The organism is Streptomyces sp. DG1A-41 (genome assembly GCF_037055355.1).
Taxonomy (GTDB): Bacteria; Actinomycetota; Actinomycetes; order Streptomycetales; family Streptomycetaceae; genus Streptomyces.
Genome location: NZ_CP146350.1, coordinates 1,040,296 through 1,055,779, shown reverse-complemented (window position 1 = coordinate 1,055,779; position 15,484 = coordinate 1,040,296). Strand labels below are relative to the sequence as shown.

Below are 15,484 nucleotides of genomic sequence, written 5' to 3'. Positions count from 1 at the left end.
TGCAAGGACATCTCATGCGCTACACGACCTTCGGCCACCGGACCGGACTGCGTGTCTCCGAGTACGCGCTCGGCACCGCGAACTTCGGCACCGGCTGGGGCGCAGGCGCCGAGCCCGACGAGGCACGCCGGATCTTCGACCGGTTCGCCGAAGCAGGCGGCACCTTCCTCGACAGCGCGGACGGCTACCAGTTCGGCGAGTCGGAGGAACTGACCGGAAAGCTGATCTCCGCCGACCGCGACCACTTCGTCCTGGCCACGAAGTTCACCCTCGGCGCCGCCCCGCGGCCGGACATCTCCAAGACCGGCAACAGCCGCAAGAACATGGTCGCCTCGGTCGAGGCCAGCCTGAAGCGCCTGGGGACCGACTACATCGACCTGTTGTGGGTGCACTTCCCCGACGGGCTCACTCCGATGGAGGAACTCCTGCGCGGGCTCGACGACCTGGTGAGCGCCGGCAAGATCCACCACGCCGCGCTGTCCAACTTCCCCGCCTGGCGCGTCTCGCGCGCGGTAACCCTCGCGGACCTGAAGAACTGGGCCCCGATCGTAGGCATCCAGCACGAGTACAGCCTCGTCGAGCGCACCGCCGACCGTGAACTCCTGCCCATGGCCGAGAGCCTCGGGCTCGGCGCAGCCTTGTGGTCCCCGCTCGGCGGCGGACTGCTCACCGGCAAGTACCGCAGCTCCGCCGAGGGGCGCCTGAGCGACCTGGGCATGGTCATCCACACCGAGAACACCGGCCAGAAGACCGCCGTCGTCGACAACGTCCTGGCCATCGCCGAGGAAACCGGCGTGACACCCGCCCAGGTGGCGGTCGCCTGGGTGCGCGAGCGCGCCACCCGCTCCGTGGCCACCCTCGTCCCGATCATCGGCCCGCGCAACCTCTCCCAGCTCGACAGCTACCTCGGCGCCCTCGACGTCCAGCTGACCGATGAGCAGTACAACCGCCTGGCCGAGGTCAGCGCGGTGCCGCTCGGCGAGCCCCACGAGGGGGTCACCGCCTCGCTGGACCGCCTCCAGGGAGGCACCGCCGACCGCGTCGCCGCCCCGGTCGTGCCGGCCGCCTGATGAGTGAACGCGGCTGAGGACGCAACGCGCCCGCGCCGCAGCCGGAAAAACGACACATTTCAAGAAGTACGGCGGCCATTCGGGATGCGCCCGCCGCCGAGATACCCGCCCCCAGAAACGCTTTGCTAGGAGTGCTCCGTGAAGGCCTTCGTCCTCGAGAGGTACGGCTCCCCCTTGCGGGAGGTCGAGATGCCCGTACCGGTCCCCGCCCCCCATGAGGTGCTCGTGCGCATGGTCGCGTCGGGCGTCAACCATGCCGACGAGCGGGTCCGCTCCGGCGAGTTCAAGGCAATCTTCCCGTTCCGGCTGCCCAAAGTCATGGGCGGTGAGCTCTCCGGCGAGGTCGTTGAGGCCGGCTCCGCGGTACGAGACATCGCCGTGGGTGACCACGTGTACGGCTATGTCGACTTGGTGGCCACGGGCACCTTCTCCGAGTTCGTCGCGGTCGACGCCGCCACGATGGCACCCGTGCCCCGGTCTGTGAGCCTGGTCGAGGCCGCGGGGCTTCCAGTCGTCGCGCTCACGGCCTGGCAGGCCCTCGTCGAGATGGGCAAGGTGACGAAGGGCCAGACCGTCCTCATCCACGGCGGAACCGGTGGCGTGGGATCGGTCGCGATCCAGCTCGCCAAGCACCTGGGCTGCACCGTCGCCACCACCGTCTCGACGGCGAACATCGCAGCCGCCCGAGAGCTTGGTGCCGACATCGCCATCGACTACCGCCACGACGACCTCGCGCAGAGCCTCGCCGGCACGCCCGTCGACCTCGTCCTCGACACCCAGGGCGGAGCCACGCTGCAGGCTTCCCTCGGTGTGCTGCGCCCCGGCGGCACCGTCATCGGCATCACGGGCCCGCCCGACCCGGCCTTCGCGCGGCGCGTCGGCGTCAACCCCGTCGTCCGGCTCGCCATCCGGGCCCTGAGTGCCCGTACTCGCCGCCGGGCACGCGCGCTCGGGGTCACCTACCGCTTCCTGTTCATCACACCCGATAGCGCCGCGCTGCGCCAGGTCGCCGGGCTGGTCGACGACGGGGTGCTGCGCCCGATCACCGACCGGGTGCTCCCATTCGACCAGACCCCGCGGGCTCTCGACGAGGCGCTCGCCGGCGGCACACGCGGCAAGGTCTTGGTCACCACCGACCCGAAGGCGGTGACCAACCGTGGCTGAGTCCAACGTCCGTCCCCGCCCGACCACGTGGGCCACGGCGCCCAACCGCCGCATCGTCGTAGGTTCGAACACGCTCGTATACCGCGACCTCGGCCCCGAGAACGGCGTCCCGCTGGTCCTGCTCACTCACCTGGGCGCCACGCTCGACGAGTGGGATCCCCGATTTGTCGACGCGCTCGCCCGCGACCGCCGCATCGTCGCGCTCGACCTCCCCGGGGTCGGCGGATCCACCGGCCGTGTCCCAGGCACCGTCGCCGCGATGGCGCGTGCGGCGGAGGGGTTCGTGGCCGCCCTCGGCCTGACCCAGATGGACCTGCTCGGATTCTCGCTCGGCGGCTTCGTCGCCCAGCAGGTGGCCCTCGATGCGCCGGGGCTCGTGCGCCGCCTCGTCCTGGCCGGAACCGGCCCCGCCGGGGGCACTGGCATCGACCGTCCGACAGGTGGAGCCTACGTCTACTGGGACATGGCTCGTGCCGCGATGGCCCGCACCGATGCCAAGGAGTTCCTGTTCTTTCCCCGCACTCCAGCGGGCAAGGCGGCAGCCAAGGCTTACCTCGCGCGCTTGCGCGAGCGCGTGATGGACCGTGACACCCCCATTACACTGTCGTCCTTTCACCGCCAGATCACCACCATCCGGGGCTGGGGCCGGGCTGAGCCGCAGGACCTCTCCCGCATCGGCGCCCCAACGCTCATCGCCAACGGCGACCACGACCGCATGGTCCCCACCGAGCTGTCCCACGACATGCACGCCCGCATTCCCGGCAGCACGCTGATCATCTACCCAGGGGCCGGGCACGGCGGCGTCTTCCAACACGTCGACGAGTTCGTCGACGCCGTGCGAGCCCACCTCCACACCGACAGCTGACATCGGCTCCTCCGCCCGCACCCTCGGCCTGGCCGACCTTGCCCTCCGCCGGGCCGGGGTGGGCCTGTACGACGGCGGCCACCCGACAGCAGCAAACGGCTCGGCCAGATCAACGACCTCCTGCGGCGTTGGAGCCAGGAGAGGAGGCTGGTGACGACCTGGGACGCGGTGGGCGACAGCGCGCGTCCTCGTGCAGACGAGTAGATTCCCAGAGCACACCAGAGGCGGTTGCCCGGCATGCATCGGCCAGGCAGCCGCCCCCTGCATACCATTACGCTCAGCTACACGATCCGTACGGTGCATTCGCACCTGAACTGTTCGGCAGAGCACAGACATTCGACGGCGTGGCCAAGACATCGCGAAGCCGCTCGATCTCCATCCGCTGGGCGGCGATCTGCGACAGGGCCCGCTCCCTGAAGTCAGCGACCCATCGATCTGCGCGTCACTCGCGGCGAGGCGTTCCTTCAGTCCGGATACCTGTTCCTTGAGGCGCTCGATCTGTGCAGCCCGCGGGTCCGGAATCACGCCCGTTACCCGAAGCTCGGTCAACCGGCGTTCGAACTCCCCCGCCAGGTGTTGGTAGGGGCCAGGCGCGGCGAGCCGTCTCGGTTCTTCTTGGGACAGAAGCCGGTGCGGGCGACCCTGGCCTGGGTCGCGAGGGTTTTGATGTCACACTTGCCGCCCGGGGGAACGTCACCGGCAAGGAGCCGTTCCATGACATGCCTGATGGCCGTCTCGTTGTTCCGCCGGGTCTCGTCGCTGATGCGGGCCACGTCATGCCCCCGTTCTGGAGAGGGCGTCGATCTCGGCCAGCACCCGTTCATCGCGGGCGAGTTCCGTACTCAGCCGGGTCTTCTCCGTCCGCTGTGCGCGTCCGATGGTGGCGATGAAGACCTTCTTGCTGTCGGCGCTGGCCGCCCAAACCGGGCGGTGCCCGGCATGGTGGGTGGCCTGGGGACACCGCGCTGAATCGCACATGCCGATCAAGGGCTCTGTCGCCCCACGGGCGTGGGTCCCTGCGAGCTTGCGGCACAGCGCCTTGGACGGATCGAGGAGCCAGCAGTAGTTCGCTGGCCCCAGGTGCAGGGCCTTGGCCCGCTTGACGAGCAGGTTCGTCACCTCCTGGTCGCTGCGCTTGATGTTCGGCGCCCCGGAGGAATCTGGCGAAGACCGTGGCCCATCCGGTGAAGGCGCGTCCCTGGCCTCACACTGCCAGCAGCATCGAACCCCCCTCCGGGGCGACCAGACGCCGCCGCTCGGCAGGGCCGAGCGAGCTCCACTGGACGCGGACCCCGTTGACGCGTCCGCCCCGCTGGTCGGCGTCCGTCACGAACAGCGGCTCTCCCCAGCGGGCCGGCGGACGCCACGACGATCCGAACGTCGCCGCTGCCCGGTCGAGGGCGATGTAGGAGTGCAGCTCAGCCAGTGAGTCGTAGTCGATCCACGACTCGCGGTACTTGCTTCCCTTGGTGACCCCGGACGGGGCCGGGAAAGAGACCGGCACCGCAGTCCGTCGCGAGGGAAGCAGGGGCACCTCGCAGACCAGCAGATACGTGTACTCCTGGCTGCGCAGTCCGCTGGAGACGATCATTCGGCCGACCGCCGAGTTCCGGGCCAACTCCCGTCCTCGGTAGCGTAGATCCCGCTCCCCGTCGGGGCTCAGACCCGCCAACCCCTTCAGGAACATGTCCGTGAAGTCGTCGTCGAGATACTTGATCGTCACATGAGGCTCGGCCTGGCGCCGCCGTGACTGGTTGACCCGCCCGCGACGGACTTGCCCCTTGAAAGCCCAGACCGCCTGCCGGTGCGTGAACGGCTCGGAGTCTGCGTACTCCTCATCCTTCGCCCACTTGTAGAACCCCGCCGAAATCCCCATGTTCTGGTTCCACGTGGACGCCTCGAAGCGATGCTTGATGGTCAGACGACGCCGTGTGTCGAACAGGGCGACTCCGTGCTCGGAAATGAACTCAAGCCACTCACGCACCGTACGCACGTATTAGGGCCACGAATTCGGCGAGGGACATCCATGAGCTGGCAGCTCGCAGGCCCAGCAGTTGATCACGGTGGTGGGACGGACGCCGTTGCTGTCTTCGAAGAGAAGGTCGTCATTGAACAGCAACGGCATCCCCTCCGGGATCGCCGGCCTGAACGCAAGTCCCCAGGACTCCCAGCCTGCTGATGAGTACGTCGATTGGTGCATGGCCGATGAGTATCAATGCAACCCGACTGAGTGCAACACGCAAACGAGCAGGTCAGCCGTGGTATCAGACGGTAAGCAACACTGTCGTTAAGCGGGAACAAGCAGGCGCAGCGCCCACACCGCCTGCACCAGGCCGCACTTCATGTCGAACGCGCCCGGCCCGGGGGCCCGTCCGTCCTCGCTCACCCGGAAAAGCCACTCGGCGAGGGTGCCGGCCGGTCACACCGTGTCGTAGTGGCACAGGACCAGCACCACCGCGGGCGAGGTGCCCCGGTACAGCAGCTCCAGCATGTCGCCGTGCGCACCGCCGTCGTGGCGCCGCGACTCGTCCGGCGGGCCGAGCCGGTGGTGTGCCCAGGCCTCGACGGCGGTGAGCCCCGCGGTCAGCAACTCCTTGTCGTCGCTGGGTGTCTCCAGCTCGACCAGCGTCCGCAGATCACCGGTCATCTCCGGCAGGGCGGCGCGGGCCAGCGACTCGACACGGGTCAGGGACATGGGCGGTCCTCCTCGTACGTACGGAAGCGGCCGGGCGGTCAGCGGACGGGCACCCCGGGGCCCAGGGGAATGCCCAGCGCCCACCAGGCGTAGAACAGCAGCGTCCAGGCCGCCAGCATGACCAGGCACAGCGGCAGGGTCAGCGACAGCAGCGTGCCGATGCCGGCCGAGCGCCGGTAGCGCTGGACGACGCCCAGGGTCATCACGAAGTAGGCGCTCATCGGGGTCGCCGCGTTGGTGCACGAGTCGGCGATGCGGTACACCGCCTGCGTCACCTCGGGCGGGATGTCGAGCAGCATGAACATCGGCACGAACACCGGGGAGACCAGGGCCCATTGGGCGGAGCCGCTGGTGACGAGCAGGTTGATGACCGTGCAGACGAGCAGGACTCCGAGGAACGCGACCGGGCCCGTGATGCCGGCCGACTTCAGCAGGCCGGCGCCCCGGATCGCCAGGACCTCGCCGACGCCGGTCCACTTGAAGTACGCCAGGAACTGGGAGATGGCGAAGAACAGCACCAGGATCGGCGCCATCTCGCGCAGGCCATTCGCCATCTGGTCGGGGATGTCCCGGCCCGTCCGCACGGTCCCGACCGTGCGCCCGTACACAGCGCCCACGATCAGGAACGCCACCGCCAGCACGACCGCGATGCCGGTGAGCACCGGCGACCCCACGATGCTGCCGCCCTCACCGCGCAGCGGCGATCCGGCCGGGGCCATCGCCGCCACGACCAGCGCGGCGTACGCCAGCAGCGCGAGACCCGCGTTGCGCAGACCTCTTCGCTCATCCGGACGCAGGGTCAGCCCCCCGGCTTCCGTGCCGGCGGCCTCGGGAGCGTCCTCCGGCTCCGGTTCCTCCGGCATCGCCGCCACCCGCCGGGCGATGACCTTCTCCGTGACGACGGTGACGACGAGGGCCAGGAGAACCGAGGAGGCCACGGAGAAGAAGTAGTTGGAGAGCGGGTTGACCACGTACGAGGGGTCGACCGTGTGCGCGGCGGCCGTCGTGAGCCCGGCCAGGACCGCGTCGGTGGGTGTGACCAGCGGGCTCGCGTCGTACCCGGCGGACACCGACACGAACGCCACCACGGCACCGAGCATCGGACTGCGCCCCACGGCCCGGAACGCCATCGCGCCCAGCGGCACCAGCACCACGTAGGCCGCGTCGGACGCCACGTGCGCGACCATGGCCGTGAAGGCGAGCGTGAACGTCAGCCACCGGGCCGGGACCCGGGCGACGGCCGCCCGCAGCATCGCGGGCAGCAGCCCCGACCGGTCGGCGACGGCCACGCCCAGCATCACCACGAGGATCGTGCCGAGCGGCGGGAACGTGGCGTAGTTGGTCACCGCGTCGGAGATCATCATCCGCAGCCCCTCGCCCGAGACGAGGTTGCGCACCTCCACCGTCTTGCCGGTGGCGGGGTTGAGCGCGGAGGCGCCGGTGGCCGACAGAAGCCAGCTGACCAGCGCCAGGACGACGCTGAGCACACCGAACAGCCAGAAGGGGTGGGGGAGTTTGTTGCCCAGGCGCTCGATGCGCCCGAGAACGGCGAGCAGCCGGGAAAGCTGCCTCGAGGGGGCGTCGGGCGGCGGGGATGAAGTGGCGGTGGTCACAGCCCTATTGACGACCCTCTTGACGAAATCATGCAAGTAAAAAGGTTGTTGCGGTCGTATCGGTCGTGTGAAGTCGCTGGTTGACGGATTCGTTCCGTGAAGGATGGGTCGTATGGAGAACGCTCTGGACGACGACGACCTGGACCTGGTCGCCGCGCTCCAGCGCGCCCCGCGCGCCCCGCTCAGCCTGCTGGCGCAGGCACTGGGCGTGTCGGCGAGCACCGTGGGACGGCGGCTGGCCCGGCTGGAGTCGAACCGGCTGCTGCGGGTGATCGGGCAGGTCGACCTGTCGGTGACCGGCGAGAGCACCCCGTGGCACGTGTGGGTGTCCGCCGCGCCGGGACGGGCCGTCGACGTCGCCCGGCGGCTCGTCGAACTGCCCGAGGCGGCCCATGTCGCGGTCACCGCCGGGCAGGCGGACATCTACTGCGTCGTCCAGCCCGCGCGCCGCGCCGAGGCCCGCGACCTGCTCACCCGGCGCATCGCCGGAATCCCCGGCGTACGGTCCACCCGCACCGAACTCGTCCTGCGCGCCGACACCAAGTCCGACGCCTGGCGGCTGCCCCGTCTGACGCAGGACCAGCACCGACTGCTCGCCACGTACACGGCGGAGGAACGCGAGACGGACCCGAACCGCACGGACCGCCCCGCCCGCCCCACCGGTGACGAGCTGTGTGCGCTGCGGCTGCTCGCCGCCGACGGCCGGATGACCGCCGCGCAGGTCTCCCGGGAACTCGGCATCGGGCAGTCCACCGCCTACCGCGTCACGCAGTCGCTGCTCCAGCGCGGACTGGTCCGCCCCCGCGTGGAGATCGAGCCCGGACTGCTCGGCTACGCCCTGGAAGCGGTGGTCGCTCTGACCGTGTCGCCGGGCGCGGTCGGGGAGGCGGCGGGGACGCTGGCCGGGCACCCCTCGGCGCGATACGTGTCCACCAACGCGGGCACCTTCTCCGTCGTCCACCAGGGCGTCTTCCGGGACGAGGACGGTCTCGCCAGGTTCCTGACCCGGGACCTGGCGGACCTGCCCGGGGTGATCTCCTTCGACGTCTCCGTGGTGCTCCAGGCACTGCGGCGGCACTGGCTCGACCGGGAGGACGGCCGCCTGGCCGCCGTACCCGGTCCGACGGACACCGGGAGTGGACGGGCATGACGACACGTGAGACCGCCATCGGCCTGGCGGAGGCCTACTTCGACTCCGGCGGCTTCCTGGCCGACCTGCGGCGCCGGGTCGCGTTCCCGACCCAGAGCCCGCCGCCCGACGGCACGGGCCCGCTGCGCGCCTACCTGGCCGACGAACTCGCCCCCGCCGCACGCCGCCTGGGCGCGACCGTGCGGATCGTCGACAACCCGGTGCCGGAAGCGGGCCCGTTCCTGCTCGCCCACCGGCACGAGGCGGACGGCCTGCCCACCGTCCTCGTCTACGGCCACGGCGACGTCGTCCCCGGCCAGGACGGCCGCTGGCGCACCGGCCTGTCCCCCTGGGAACTCGTCGTCGAGGGCGACCGCCTCTACGGGCGCGGCACCGCCGACAACAAGGGCCAGCACACCGTCAACCTGGCCGCGCTCGAACAGGTCCTGGCCGCTCGGGGAGGCCGGCTGGGCTTCAACCTGAAGGTGCTCGTGGAGACGGGGGAGGAGTCCGGCTCGCCGGGCCTGCACGAGGTCTGCCGTCTGCTGTCGGACGACCTGGCCGCCGACCTGCTCGTCGCCTCCGACGGCCCACGCCTCGCGGCCGGTCGCCCCACCCTGTTCCTCGGCTCCCGGGGCGCCGCCAACTTCCGCCTGCGCGTGGCCCTGCGCGAGGGGGCCCACCACTCGGGCAACTGGGGCGGCGCCCTGCGCAATCCCGCCACAACGCTCGCCGGCGCCCTGGCCGCCCTGGTCGACTCCCGGGGCCGCATCCTGGTGGAGGGACTGCGACCGCCGGCGCTGCCCCAGCCCGTCGCGGCCGCGCTGGCCGACCTCACCGTGGGCGGCGGGGACGGCGACCCGGAGGTCGACACCGACTGGGGCGAGCCCGGCCTCAGCCCGGCCGAACGCGTCTTCGGCTGGAACACCCTGGAGGTCCTCGCCCTGGCCGCCGGGGACCCCGCCAAGCCCGTCGGGGCCATCCCCGGCACCGCCCACGCCGACGTCCAGCTCCGCTTCGTCGTCGGCACGCCCTGGCGCGACCTCGAACGCGTCGTCCGCGACCACCTCGACGCCCACGGCCTGTCCATGGTCGACGTCGAGGTGCTCCAGGCCGTCCCCGCGACCCGCCTCAGCCCCGATGACCCGTGGGTCCGCTGGGCCGTTGACTCCCTGCGGCACACCACGGGCAAGGAACCGGCCGTCCTGCCGAACCTCGGCGGCACCCTCCCCAACGACGCCTTCGCGGACATCCTCGGCCTGCCCACCGTGTGGATCCCGCACTCCCACCCCTCCTGCTCCCAACACGCCCCCGACGAACACCTGTTGGGGCCGGTGGCCCGCGAAGGGCTGCGCATCATGGCGGGCTTGTTCTGGGACCTCGGTGAACCGCGCGCCCGAGGCGATCGGTAGGTTGCCGGGCAGCGCCGCGGTCCGGCGCCGCCCCCACGGAAGGACACCCCTGTGCGCGCTCGACGTCTCCCGTCCGCCCTCACCCTCATCACGACCCTGACGACGGCGGCCACCCTGGCCTTCGGGACGGCAGGCCCGGCCACCGCCGCCGAGCGGCCCGCTCCCGTACGCCACACGGCCGCCTCCGCGCACGGCCTGGCGTCGGTGACCGAACTGCTCGCCCAGCGGCTGCTGCTGGCCGACAAGGTCGCCGCCGCCAAGTACGGCACGGACACGCCGATCGACGACCCGGGGCGCGAGGCGCGGATCCTGGACGACGTGCGCGCCCGGGCGGCCGGCCTCGGCCTGGACCCGGACGCCGTGGCCGCCGTGTTCCGGGACCAGATCGAGGCGAACAAGCTGGTGCAGCGCGGCCTGTACGCCCGCTGGGACGCGAACCCCGCCGAACGCCCCACCGAACGGCCGGACCTGGCCAAGGAGGTCCGCCCGGCCCTCGACCGCATCACCACACAGCTGCTGGCCGCCCTCGCCGACACGGAACGGGCCCGGACCCTGCCGTCGTGCGGTCCGCGCCTGGCCGCGGCCGCCGGCTGGTCCGCGTACACCCACCGGCTCGACGCGCTCCACCTGAAGGGGCTGGCGCGGGCGCTGCCGTCCGTGTGCGCCGCGCCCTAGGGGGACACTCCTAGACGACCTGCTCCGCCCCCGTCGGCAGTGGCGGTTCCGACTCGATGCGCCGCAGTTCCTCGTCGGTGAGGAGGCGGGAGCGGAGCAGGAAGCGGACGCCTTCCGGGGCCTCCAGGGAGAAGCCGCTGCCGCGTCCCGGGACCACGTCCACGGTGAGATGGGTGTGCGACCAGTACGCGTACTGGTCCGCGCTCATCCAGAACGGCGTTTCCCCGGCCACGTGTCCCAGCAGAACGTCCGAGGCACCGACCCGGAACTCGCCGCGCGGGTAGCACATCGGGGCGCTGCCGTCGCAGCAGCCGCCGGACTGGTGGAACATCACCGGCCCGTGTGTCCCGGTCAGCCGCCGCAGCAGGTCCTCGGCGGCGGGCGTCAGTTCGACACGTCCCGTGCGGGCGGTCGTCGGCAGCACCTCGGATCCGGGAGTGGGTGAGTCGGTCATGGGGTACCTCCAGGCGGGGACGGTCCTCTACCGAGTTCTCCGGTATGAGTTGACTCTGACCCGAGACGACGGAAACCCGCCAGTGCCGTGCGCGGTTCCACGTCACCGCGGGACGGTGACCAGGACGCGGCCCCGATCGCCCGCGTCCACGCGGTCATGGGCCTTGGCGATGTCCGCCAGCTCGTGCCGCGCGCCGACCTCGACGGCCAGCGCACCCACGGCGGCCGCGGAGGTGAGGTCGCGCACCGCCTGCCGCCTGGCCGCTGCGGGGAGGTCGTCGCTGCCGACCAGGCGGAGGGTGACGTTGTTGAACAGCAGCGTCCAGAAGGGGATGTCGGTACGGTCGGCGCGGGTGGCGTAGGCAGCGACGACGGCGCCGTTCGCGACGACGGCGTCGTCCAGGGCGGCGTTGTCGGACAGGGACACCTCGACGACCCGGTGCACTCCCTCGGGCGCGTACGCGCGGATCTCCGCCGCCGGGGCCGCTGAATCCAGGGCGACGGCGTGGGACACGACAGCCGGGTCGACGCGTTCGAGATCCTCGCCGCGCCGGACGGTGGCGAGCACGGTCGCCCCGCCCCAGCGGGCGAGCTGCGCGGCCAGGGACCCGACCCCGCCGAGGACGCCGTGCACGAGCACGAGCTGTCCGTCGACCGGGCCGTCCGCGAACACCGCGCGGTGGGCGGTGATGCCGGAGATGCCGAGGCACGCGCCCAGCTCGTCACCGACGTGGCCGGGCAGCGGGACCGCCAGGGCTGCGGGCACGACGGTGTACTGGGCGGCGGTGCCGAACGGCCGGTAGGACTGGGCGCCGTACACCCACACCCGCTGCCCCACCCGGCGCTTCTCGACTCCCTCGCCCACGGCGTCGACGACTCCCGCCGCGTCGCTGTGCGGGATCACCCGCGGGTACGGCATCGACGAGCCGAGCCAGCCGCGCCGCTTCTTGGTGTCTCCGGGATTCACCCCGGACACGGTCACGCGGACCCGGACCTCGCCGGGGCCGGGCTGGGGGTCGGGCAGTTCGCCGACGCGCAGGACGCCGGCGGCGGGGCCCTGTTCGTCGTACCAGGACGCGAGCATGCGGTATCTCCGGTGTCTTCAGGGGTTCTCGGGTGCCGACTCGCCCAGGGCCTCGCGGAGCCAGGCGCGTTCGGCTCTGCTGACGGCGCGGGCGGTGAGCAGCATGCCCCGCCGATAGGGGTCGGCGACCTCCTCGGCGCGCAGCGGCTCGTCGCCGTCGTAGAAGAAACTCGCCGGCGTCTCCAGGAACTCCAGCCGCCTGCGCAGCACCGCGTGCCGCTCCGCCGCGTCGGGCAGGTGGGAGAGGAACGCCAGGACGGTGAAGAAGCGTGTGAAGTCGGTGATCTCGTGGTCGGCCGGCGCGCGCAGCCGCTTCAGCAGATCGTCGCGCCCGGCCTCGGTCAGGGTCAGTTCGTAACGGCCGGCGCCCGCCGCCGGGTCGGCCCGCCGCTCCAGCAGGCCCGCCTCGGCGAGCCGGCTGATCGCCGGATACAGGCTGCCGTCGCTGACCGGCCGCGTGTACCCGGTCAGTCGCGAGACGCGGCGGCGCAGCTCGTGCCCGGGAAGGGGGCCCTCGGCCAGGAAGCCCAGGATCGCGAGTTCCAGCATGGCCCCATGGTCGCACAGTTACATCGAATCGATGTGTTCATCGATTCGATGCCGATTTCGCTCGCAGAGGCACGGACCGGTGGCCCGCCCGGCCCGCCGCAGCGCCCTGCCCGGGGCTGCCGGGCCATCGGCCGGACGGGCCGACGACCCGGCACCCGTCATCCCGTACACCGCCTGTGCCGACGGATCCAGGCCGCCTGCCCACCGTCGACGAGCAGGTCGGTGCCGGTGGTGTACCGCGCCTCGGGTCCGGTGAGGAGCCGCAGCGACGGTCCTGCTGCACATCGCGGAGAGCGACCCGCTGCGCCCCGGGGTGCCGGCCGCCCGGCTGTCGGTGGAGGCGTCCCACGTCACCCGGCAGCTACGGCAATGGGAACGGACCGGCCACGTGACCCGCGTCCCCGGCCCGGACGACCGGCGCGCCCAGCGCGTTCAGCTCACCGAAACCGGCCTGGACGCGGTCCATCGCATACAGGAGGTCAGCCGCCGGGGCACGGAGCCGGCCCTGTCGGCCTGGTCGCCCGGGGAACTGCGGCAACTCGCCCTGTTCCTCCATCGGCTCCCAGACGACTTCGTCGCGCACACCGGGAGCGCCCTCGAGTGCCGCCCCGCGGCGCGTCACTCGCGGGAGCGGAAGAAGTAGACCGCCGGAAGGCTCTCGGCCGGGAGGACACGGCTGCTGCCACCCTGGCCCCGCTACAGCAGGTCGCGCGGAACCTGATCGTTCCAGGTGCGGGAGAACACCCGGCGGTCGGCCTCGTACGCGTCGAGGGTCGCGTCCACGAAGAAGTCCGTGTCGTCGCACCTCAGCTGGGTGCGCGTCACCACGCGTACGTCCCAGTCATCCCGCTGGAACCGCATGGTCCACGTGGACTCGCCGCTGACCGAGGTGAAGTCGTCGGCGACCGCCGTGTAGCGCTCGCGGGCGCGGCGCCCGGCCTCGAGGCCGATGTCCTCGAAGCGGACCGTGCCCCGGTCCTTCACGATGTCCAGCTCCGAGTGGTAGCCGACCAGGTCCCGCTTGACCTCCCAGCGCTCCTCGGGGGGCGTCATCTGGCTCGTGGCGAGCGGGGGAGTGCCCTCGGGTTCGCCGAAGGGGGACGCCGGCACCTCGTCCGGCTCCTCCACCGGCCGCACCGGCAGGGTGAGCGTGCTGGAGTGCTCGTGGACGCTCAGCAGGGCGGGCTTCGGCGGTGGCCAGGCCAGTGGCCAGTAGGACGTGGAGAGGGAGAGCCGGATGCGGTGGCCGGGCGGGAACGCCTGGGCCACTCCGTTCAGCGGGACGGTGGCGCGGTAGCGGCGGCCCGGCTCCAGCGGCTCGGGGGACTCCGTGCTGTCGCGGCGGGTGAGGTTCAGGATGCCGTACGAGACACGGGTCGCGGCGCCGTCCGGGCTCACGTCGGACAGTCGCGCGGCCACCATGGCGACCGGTCGGCTGACCGACAGGTCGAGTTCCACGGTCGGTGAGCCGAGGATCTCCAACGGCTCGGTCAGCGGCTCGCTGTCGAAGACGAGGGAACCGCCGTCCTCCTCGCGCTGGTCGTACGGCAGATCCGGGGGCGCGTTGTAGGAGGCCCACTTGCCCGCGAACTGGCCCACGGACAGCGGCGACTGCACGGTCATAGCGTCGCCGTCGGGGGTGTTCCCCTCGTCCGCCGACTCCCGCGGAGGTCCGATCGTGTGCCGGGTGAGCGGATGAACGGCCGGCCGGATGTGCGGGGAGGGCCAGTCCGGCTCGCCGACCCAGCGTCCCGGCCGCTCCTCGTACGCGGTGGAGGGCGGCACGCTGTCCTGCATCCACGCTTGCAGCATGGGGCCGTCCATGACGCCGTTGTCGACGCCCTTGAGCCAGTGGTCCCACCACCGCACGAGTTCCTGGAGGTAGCCGATCGCCGGGCCGGGCTCCCCGAGGTGGGGGAACTTGTGCGACCAGGGGCCGATCAGCCCCTTGCGGGGCACGTCCAGGTGGCCGAGCAGCCGGGTCACGGCGTTGGAGTAGCCGTCCGCCCAGCCGCTGGAGGCCAGGACCGGGCAGCGCACGCTGCTGTAGTCCTCGCACACCGAGGCGTGCCGCCAGTAGTCGTCCCGGCGCTGGTGGCGCAGCCACTGCAGGACCCAGGGTTCGGTGTGCTCCAGCCGTTCGTGCCACATCTCGCGCCAGCGGTCGCCGACCACGGCCGGGTCGGGCGGACAGGTGCCATAGGCGAACATCGTGCCAGCCTCGGCCAGGTTGTCCGACAGCAGGGCGCCGCCCATGTAGTGCATGTCGTCGGCGTGCCGGTCGTCGGTGAAGGAGGCGATGGCGATGGCCTTCAGGCCCGGCGGCCGGCGGGCCGCCACCTGGAGCGCCGCGAACGCGCCCCAGGAGATGCCCATCATGCCCGTGCCGCCGTCGCACCACGGCTGCTCCGTCAGCCAGGCCAGGACCTCCTCCGCGTCCGCCTGCTCCCGCTCCAGGTACTCGTCGCGCAGCACGCCCTCCGAGTCGCCGGTGCCGCGCAGGTCGACGCGGACACAGGCGTAGCCGTGTCCCGCGAGGTACGGGTGGTGGATCGAGTCGCGTACGGCCGTCAGGTCGCGCTTGCGGTACGGGATGTACTCCAGCACCGCGGGCACCGGCTCCTGGTCCGAGCAGGTGGGACGCCAGATGTGCGCGGAAAGCCGGACCCCGTCGGACATCGGGATCGTGACGTGCTCTTCTTCCTTCGTCGCGTACGGCAGGTTGGTCACGTAGCGCATGGAACCCACGTGCTCCTTACTCTCGGGGGTTCACTC

At 71.6% G+C, this 15,484-nt stretch carries 16 protein-coding genes; 7 read left to right on the top strand and 9 right to left on the bottom strand.

The annotated features are described in order from the left end of the window. Nucleotides 1-14: 14 nt before the first annotated feature. The 3 genes from V8690_RS04970 to V8690_RS04960 all read left to right on the top strand — a co-directional run bounded on the left by V8690_RS04970 (nt 15) and on the right by V8690_RS04960 (nt 3,099). Nucleotides 15-1,070, top strand: a complete 1,056-nt coding sequence (locus V8690_RS04970) for an aldo/keto reductase (RefSeq protein WP_338776094.1) — start codon at nt 15-17, stop codon at nt 1,068-1,070. 138 nt (nt 1,071-1,208) lie between these two features. Further along, nucleotides 1,209-2,234 carry an NADP-dependent oxidoreductase gene (locus V8690_RS04965; RefSeq protein WP_338776093.1) on the top strand — a complete coding sequence of 342 codons (1,026 nt, stop codon included), beginning with the start codon at nt 1,209-1,211 and terminating at the stop codon, nt 2,232-2,234. After that, nucleotides 2,227-3,099: an alpha/beta hydrolase gene (locus V8690_RS04960; protein ID WP_030895920.1), complete on the top strand. Its 873-nt coding sequence runs from the start codon at nt 2,227-2,229 to the stop codon at nt 3,097-3,099. The genes V8690_RS04965 and V8690_RS04960 overlap by 8 nt, the downstream gene beginning before the upstream one ends. Nucleotides 3,100-3,644: 545 nt before the next feature. Here the strand turns inward: V8690_RS04960 and V8690_RS04955 are convergent. The 5 genes from V8690_RS04955 to V8690_RS04935 all read right to left on the bottom strand — a co-directional run bounded on the left by V8690_RS04955 (nt 3,645) and on the right by V8690_RS04935 (nt 7,407). After that, on the bottom strand, nt 3,645-3,872 hold the full coding sequence (locus V8690_RS04955; protein WP_338776092.1) for a hypothetical protein: 228 nt from the start codon (nt 3,870-3,872) through the stop codon (nt 3,645-3,647). A 1-nt stretch (nt 3,873) separates the two neighbouring features. Beyond that, a complete protein-coding gene (locus tag V8690_RS04950) occupies nt 3,874-4,218 on the bottom strand; it encodes a hypothetical protein (protein WP_338776091.1) in 345 nt (114 codons plus the stop codon). Between the two features lie 85 nt (nt 4,219-4,303). Beyond that, nucleotides 4,304-5,083, bottom strand: coding sequence for a hypothetical protein (locus tag V8690_RS04945; protein WP_338776090.1), 780 nt, complete (start codon nt 5,081-5,083; stop codon nt 4,304-4,306). 435 nt (nt 5,084-5,518) lie between these two features. Next, nucleotides 5,519-5,794: a hypothetical protein gene (locus V8690_RS04940; protein WP_338776089.1), complete on the bottom strand. Its 276-nt coding sequence runs from the start codon at nt 5,792-5,794 to the stop codon at nt 5,519-5,521. Between the two features lie 38 nt (nt 5,795-5,832). Continuing rightward, nucleotides 5,833-7,407: an AbgT family transporter gene (locus V8690_RS04935; protein ID WP_338776088.1), complete on the bottom strand. Its 1,575-nt coding sequence runs from the start codon at nt 7,405-7,407 to the stop codon at nt 5,833-5,835. Nucleotides 7,408-7,519: 112 nt separating this feature from the next. On the opposite strand from V8690_RS04935, the gene V8690_RS04930 reads away from it, so the two are divergent. The 3 genes from V8690_RS04930 to V8690_RS04920 are packed head-to-tail and all read left to right on the top strand — an operon-like array spanning nt 7,520 to nt 10,623. After that, on the top strand, nt 7,520-8,557 hold the full coding sequence (locus tag V8690_RS04930; protein WP_338776087.1) for an Lrp/AsnC family transcriptional regulator: 1,038 nt from the start codon (nt 7,520-7,522) through the stop codon (nt 8,555-8,557). Then, a complete protein-coding gene (locus V8690_RS04925; RefSeq protein ID WP_338776086.1) occupies nt 8,554-9,948 on the top strand; it encodes a M20 family metallopeptidase in 1,395 nt (464 codons plus the stop codon). Before V8690_RS04930 ends, V8690_RS04925 begins: the two co-directional genes overlap by 4 nt. Before the next feature lie 51 nt (nt 9,949-9,999). Beyond that, complete coding sequence (locus tag V8690_RS04920; RefSeq protein WP_338776085.1) at nt 10,000-10,623, top strand: chorismate mutase; 624 nt, start codon at nt 10,000-10,002, stop codon at nt 10,621-10,623. A 10-nt stretch (nt 10,624-10,633) separates the two neighbouring features. Here V8690_RS04920 and V8690_RS04915 read toward each other — a convergent pair whose 3' ends face one another. The 3 genes from V8690_RS04915 to V8690_RS04905 form a co-directional block, all read right to left on the bottom strand. Continuing rightward, nucleotides 10,634-11,077 carry a DUF779 domain-containing protein gene (locus V8690_RS04915; protein WP_338776084.1) on the bottom strand — a complete coding sequence of 148 codons (444 nt, stop codon included), beginning with the start codon at nt 11,075-11,077 and terminating at the stop codon, nt 10,634-10,636. Between the two features lie 102 nt (nt 11,078-11,179). Next, entirely contained in the window at nt 11,180-12,160 is a 981-nt protein-coding gene (locus tag V8690_RS04910; protein ID WP_338776082.1) for an NADPH:quinone reductase, read from the bottom strand. A gap of 18 nt (nt 12,161-12,178) precedes the next feature. Beyond that, a complete protein-coding gene (locus V8690_RS04905; RefSeq protein ID WP_338776081.1) occupies nt 12,179-12,709 on the bottom strand; it encodes a PadR family transcriptional regulator in 531 nt (176 codons plus the stop codon). A 313-nt stretch (nt 12,710-13,022) separates the two neighbouring features. Between V8690_RS04905 and V8690_RS04900 the strand changes: the two genes are divergently transcribed. Beyond that, nucleotides 13,023-13,352 (top strand): winged helix DNA-binding protein, encoded by a 330-nt coding sequence (locus V8690_RS04900; protein WP_338776080.1) that lies wholly within the window; start codon nt 13,023-13,025, stop codon nt 13,350-13,352. Between the two features lie 53 nt (nt 13,353-13,405). On the opposite strand, the gene V8690_RS04895 is transcribed toward V8690_RS04900, so the two are convergent. After that, entirely contained in the window at nt 13,406-15,448 is a 2,043-nt protein-coding gene (locus V8690_RS04895) for a CocE/NonD family hydrolase (protein WP_338776079.1), read from the bottom strand. Between the last annotated feature and the right edge of the window lie 36 nt (nt 15,449-15,484).

Coding starts and splice junctions, on each gene's coding strand:
- V8690_RS04970 (WP_338776094.1), top strand. CDS start 15: ATGCGCTACACGACCTTCGGCCACCGGACCGGACTGCGTGTCTCCGAG.
- V8690_RS04940 (WP_338776089.1), bottom strand. CDS start 5,794: ATGTCCCTGACCCGTGTCGAGTCGCTGGCCCGCGCCGCCCTGCCGGAG.
- V8690_RS04930 (WP_338776087.1), top strand. CDS start 7,520: ATGGAGAACGCTCTGGACGACGACGACCTGGACCTGGTCGCCGCGCTC.
- V8690_RS04925 (WP_338776086.1), top strand. CDS start 8,554: ATGACGACACGTGAGACCGCCATCGGCCTGGCGGAGGCCTACTTCGAC.
- V8690_RS04915 (WP_338776084.1), bottom strand. CDS start 11,077: ATGACCGACTCACCCACTCCCGGATCCGAGGTGCTGCCGACGACCGCC.
- V8690_RS04910 (WP_338776082.1), bottom strand. CDS start 12,160: ATGCTCGCGTCCTGGTACGACGAACAGGGCCCCGCCGCCGGCGTCCTG.
- V8690_RS04905 (WP_338776081.1), bottom strand. CDS start 12,709: ATGCTGGAACTCGCGATCCTGGGCTTCCTGGCCGAGGGCCCCCTTCCC.
- V8690_RS04895 (WP_338776079.1), bottom strand. CDS start 15,448: ATGCGCTACGTGACCAACCTGCCGTACGCGACGAAGGAAGAAGAGCAC.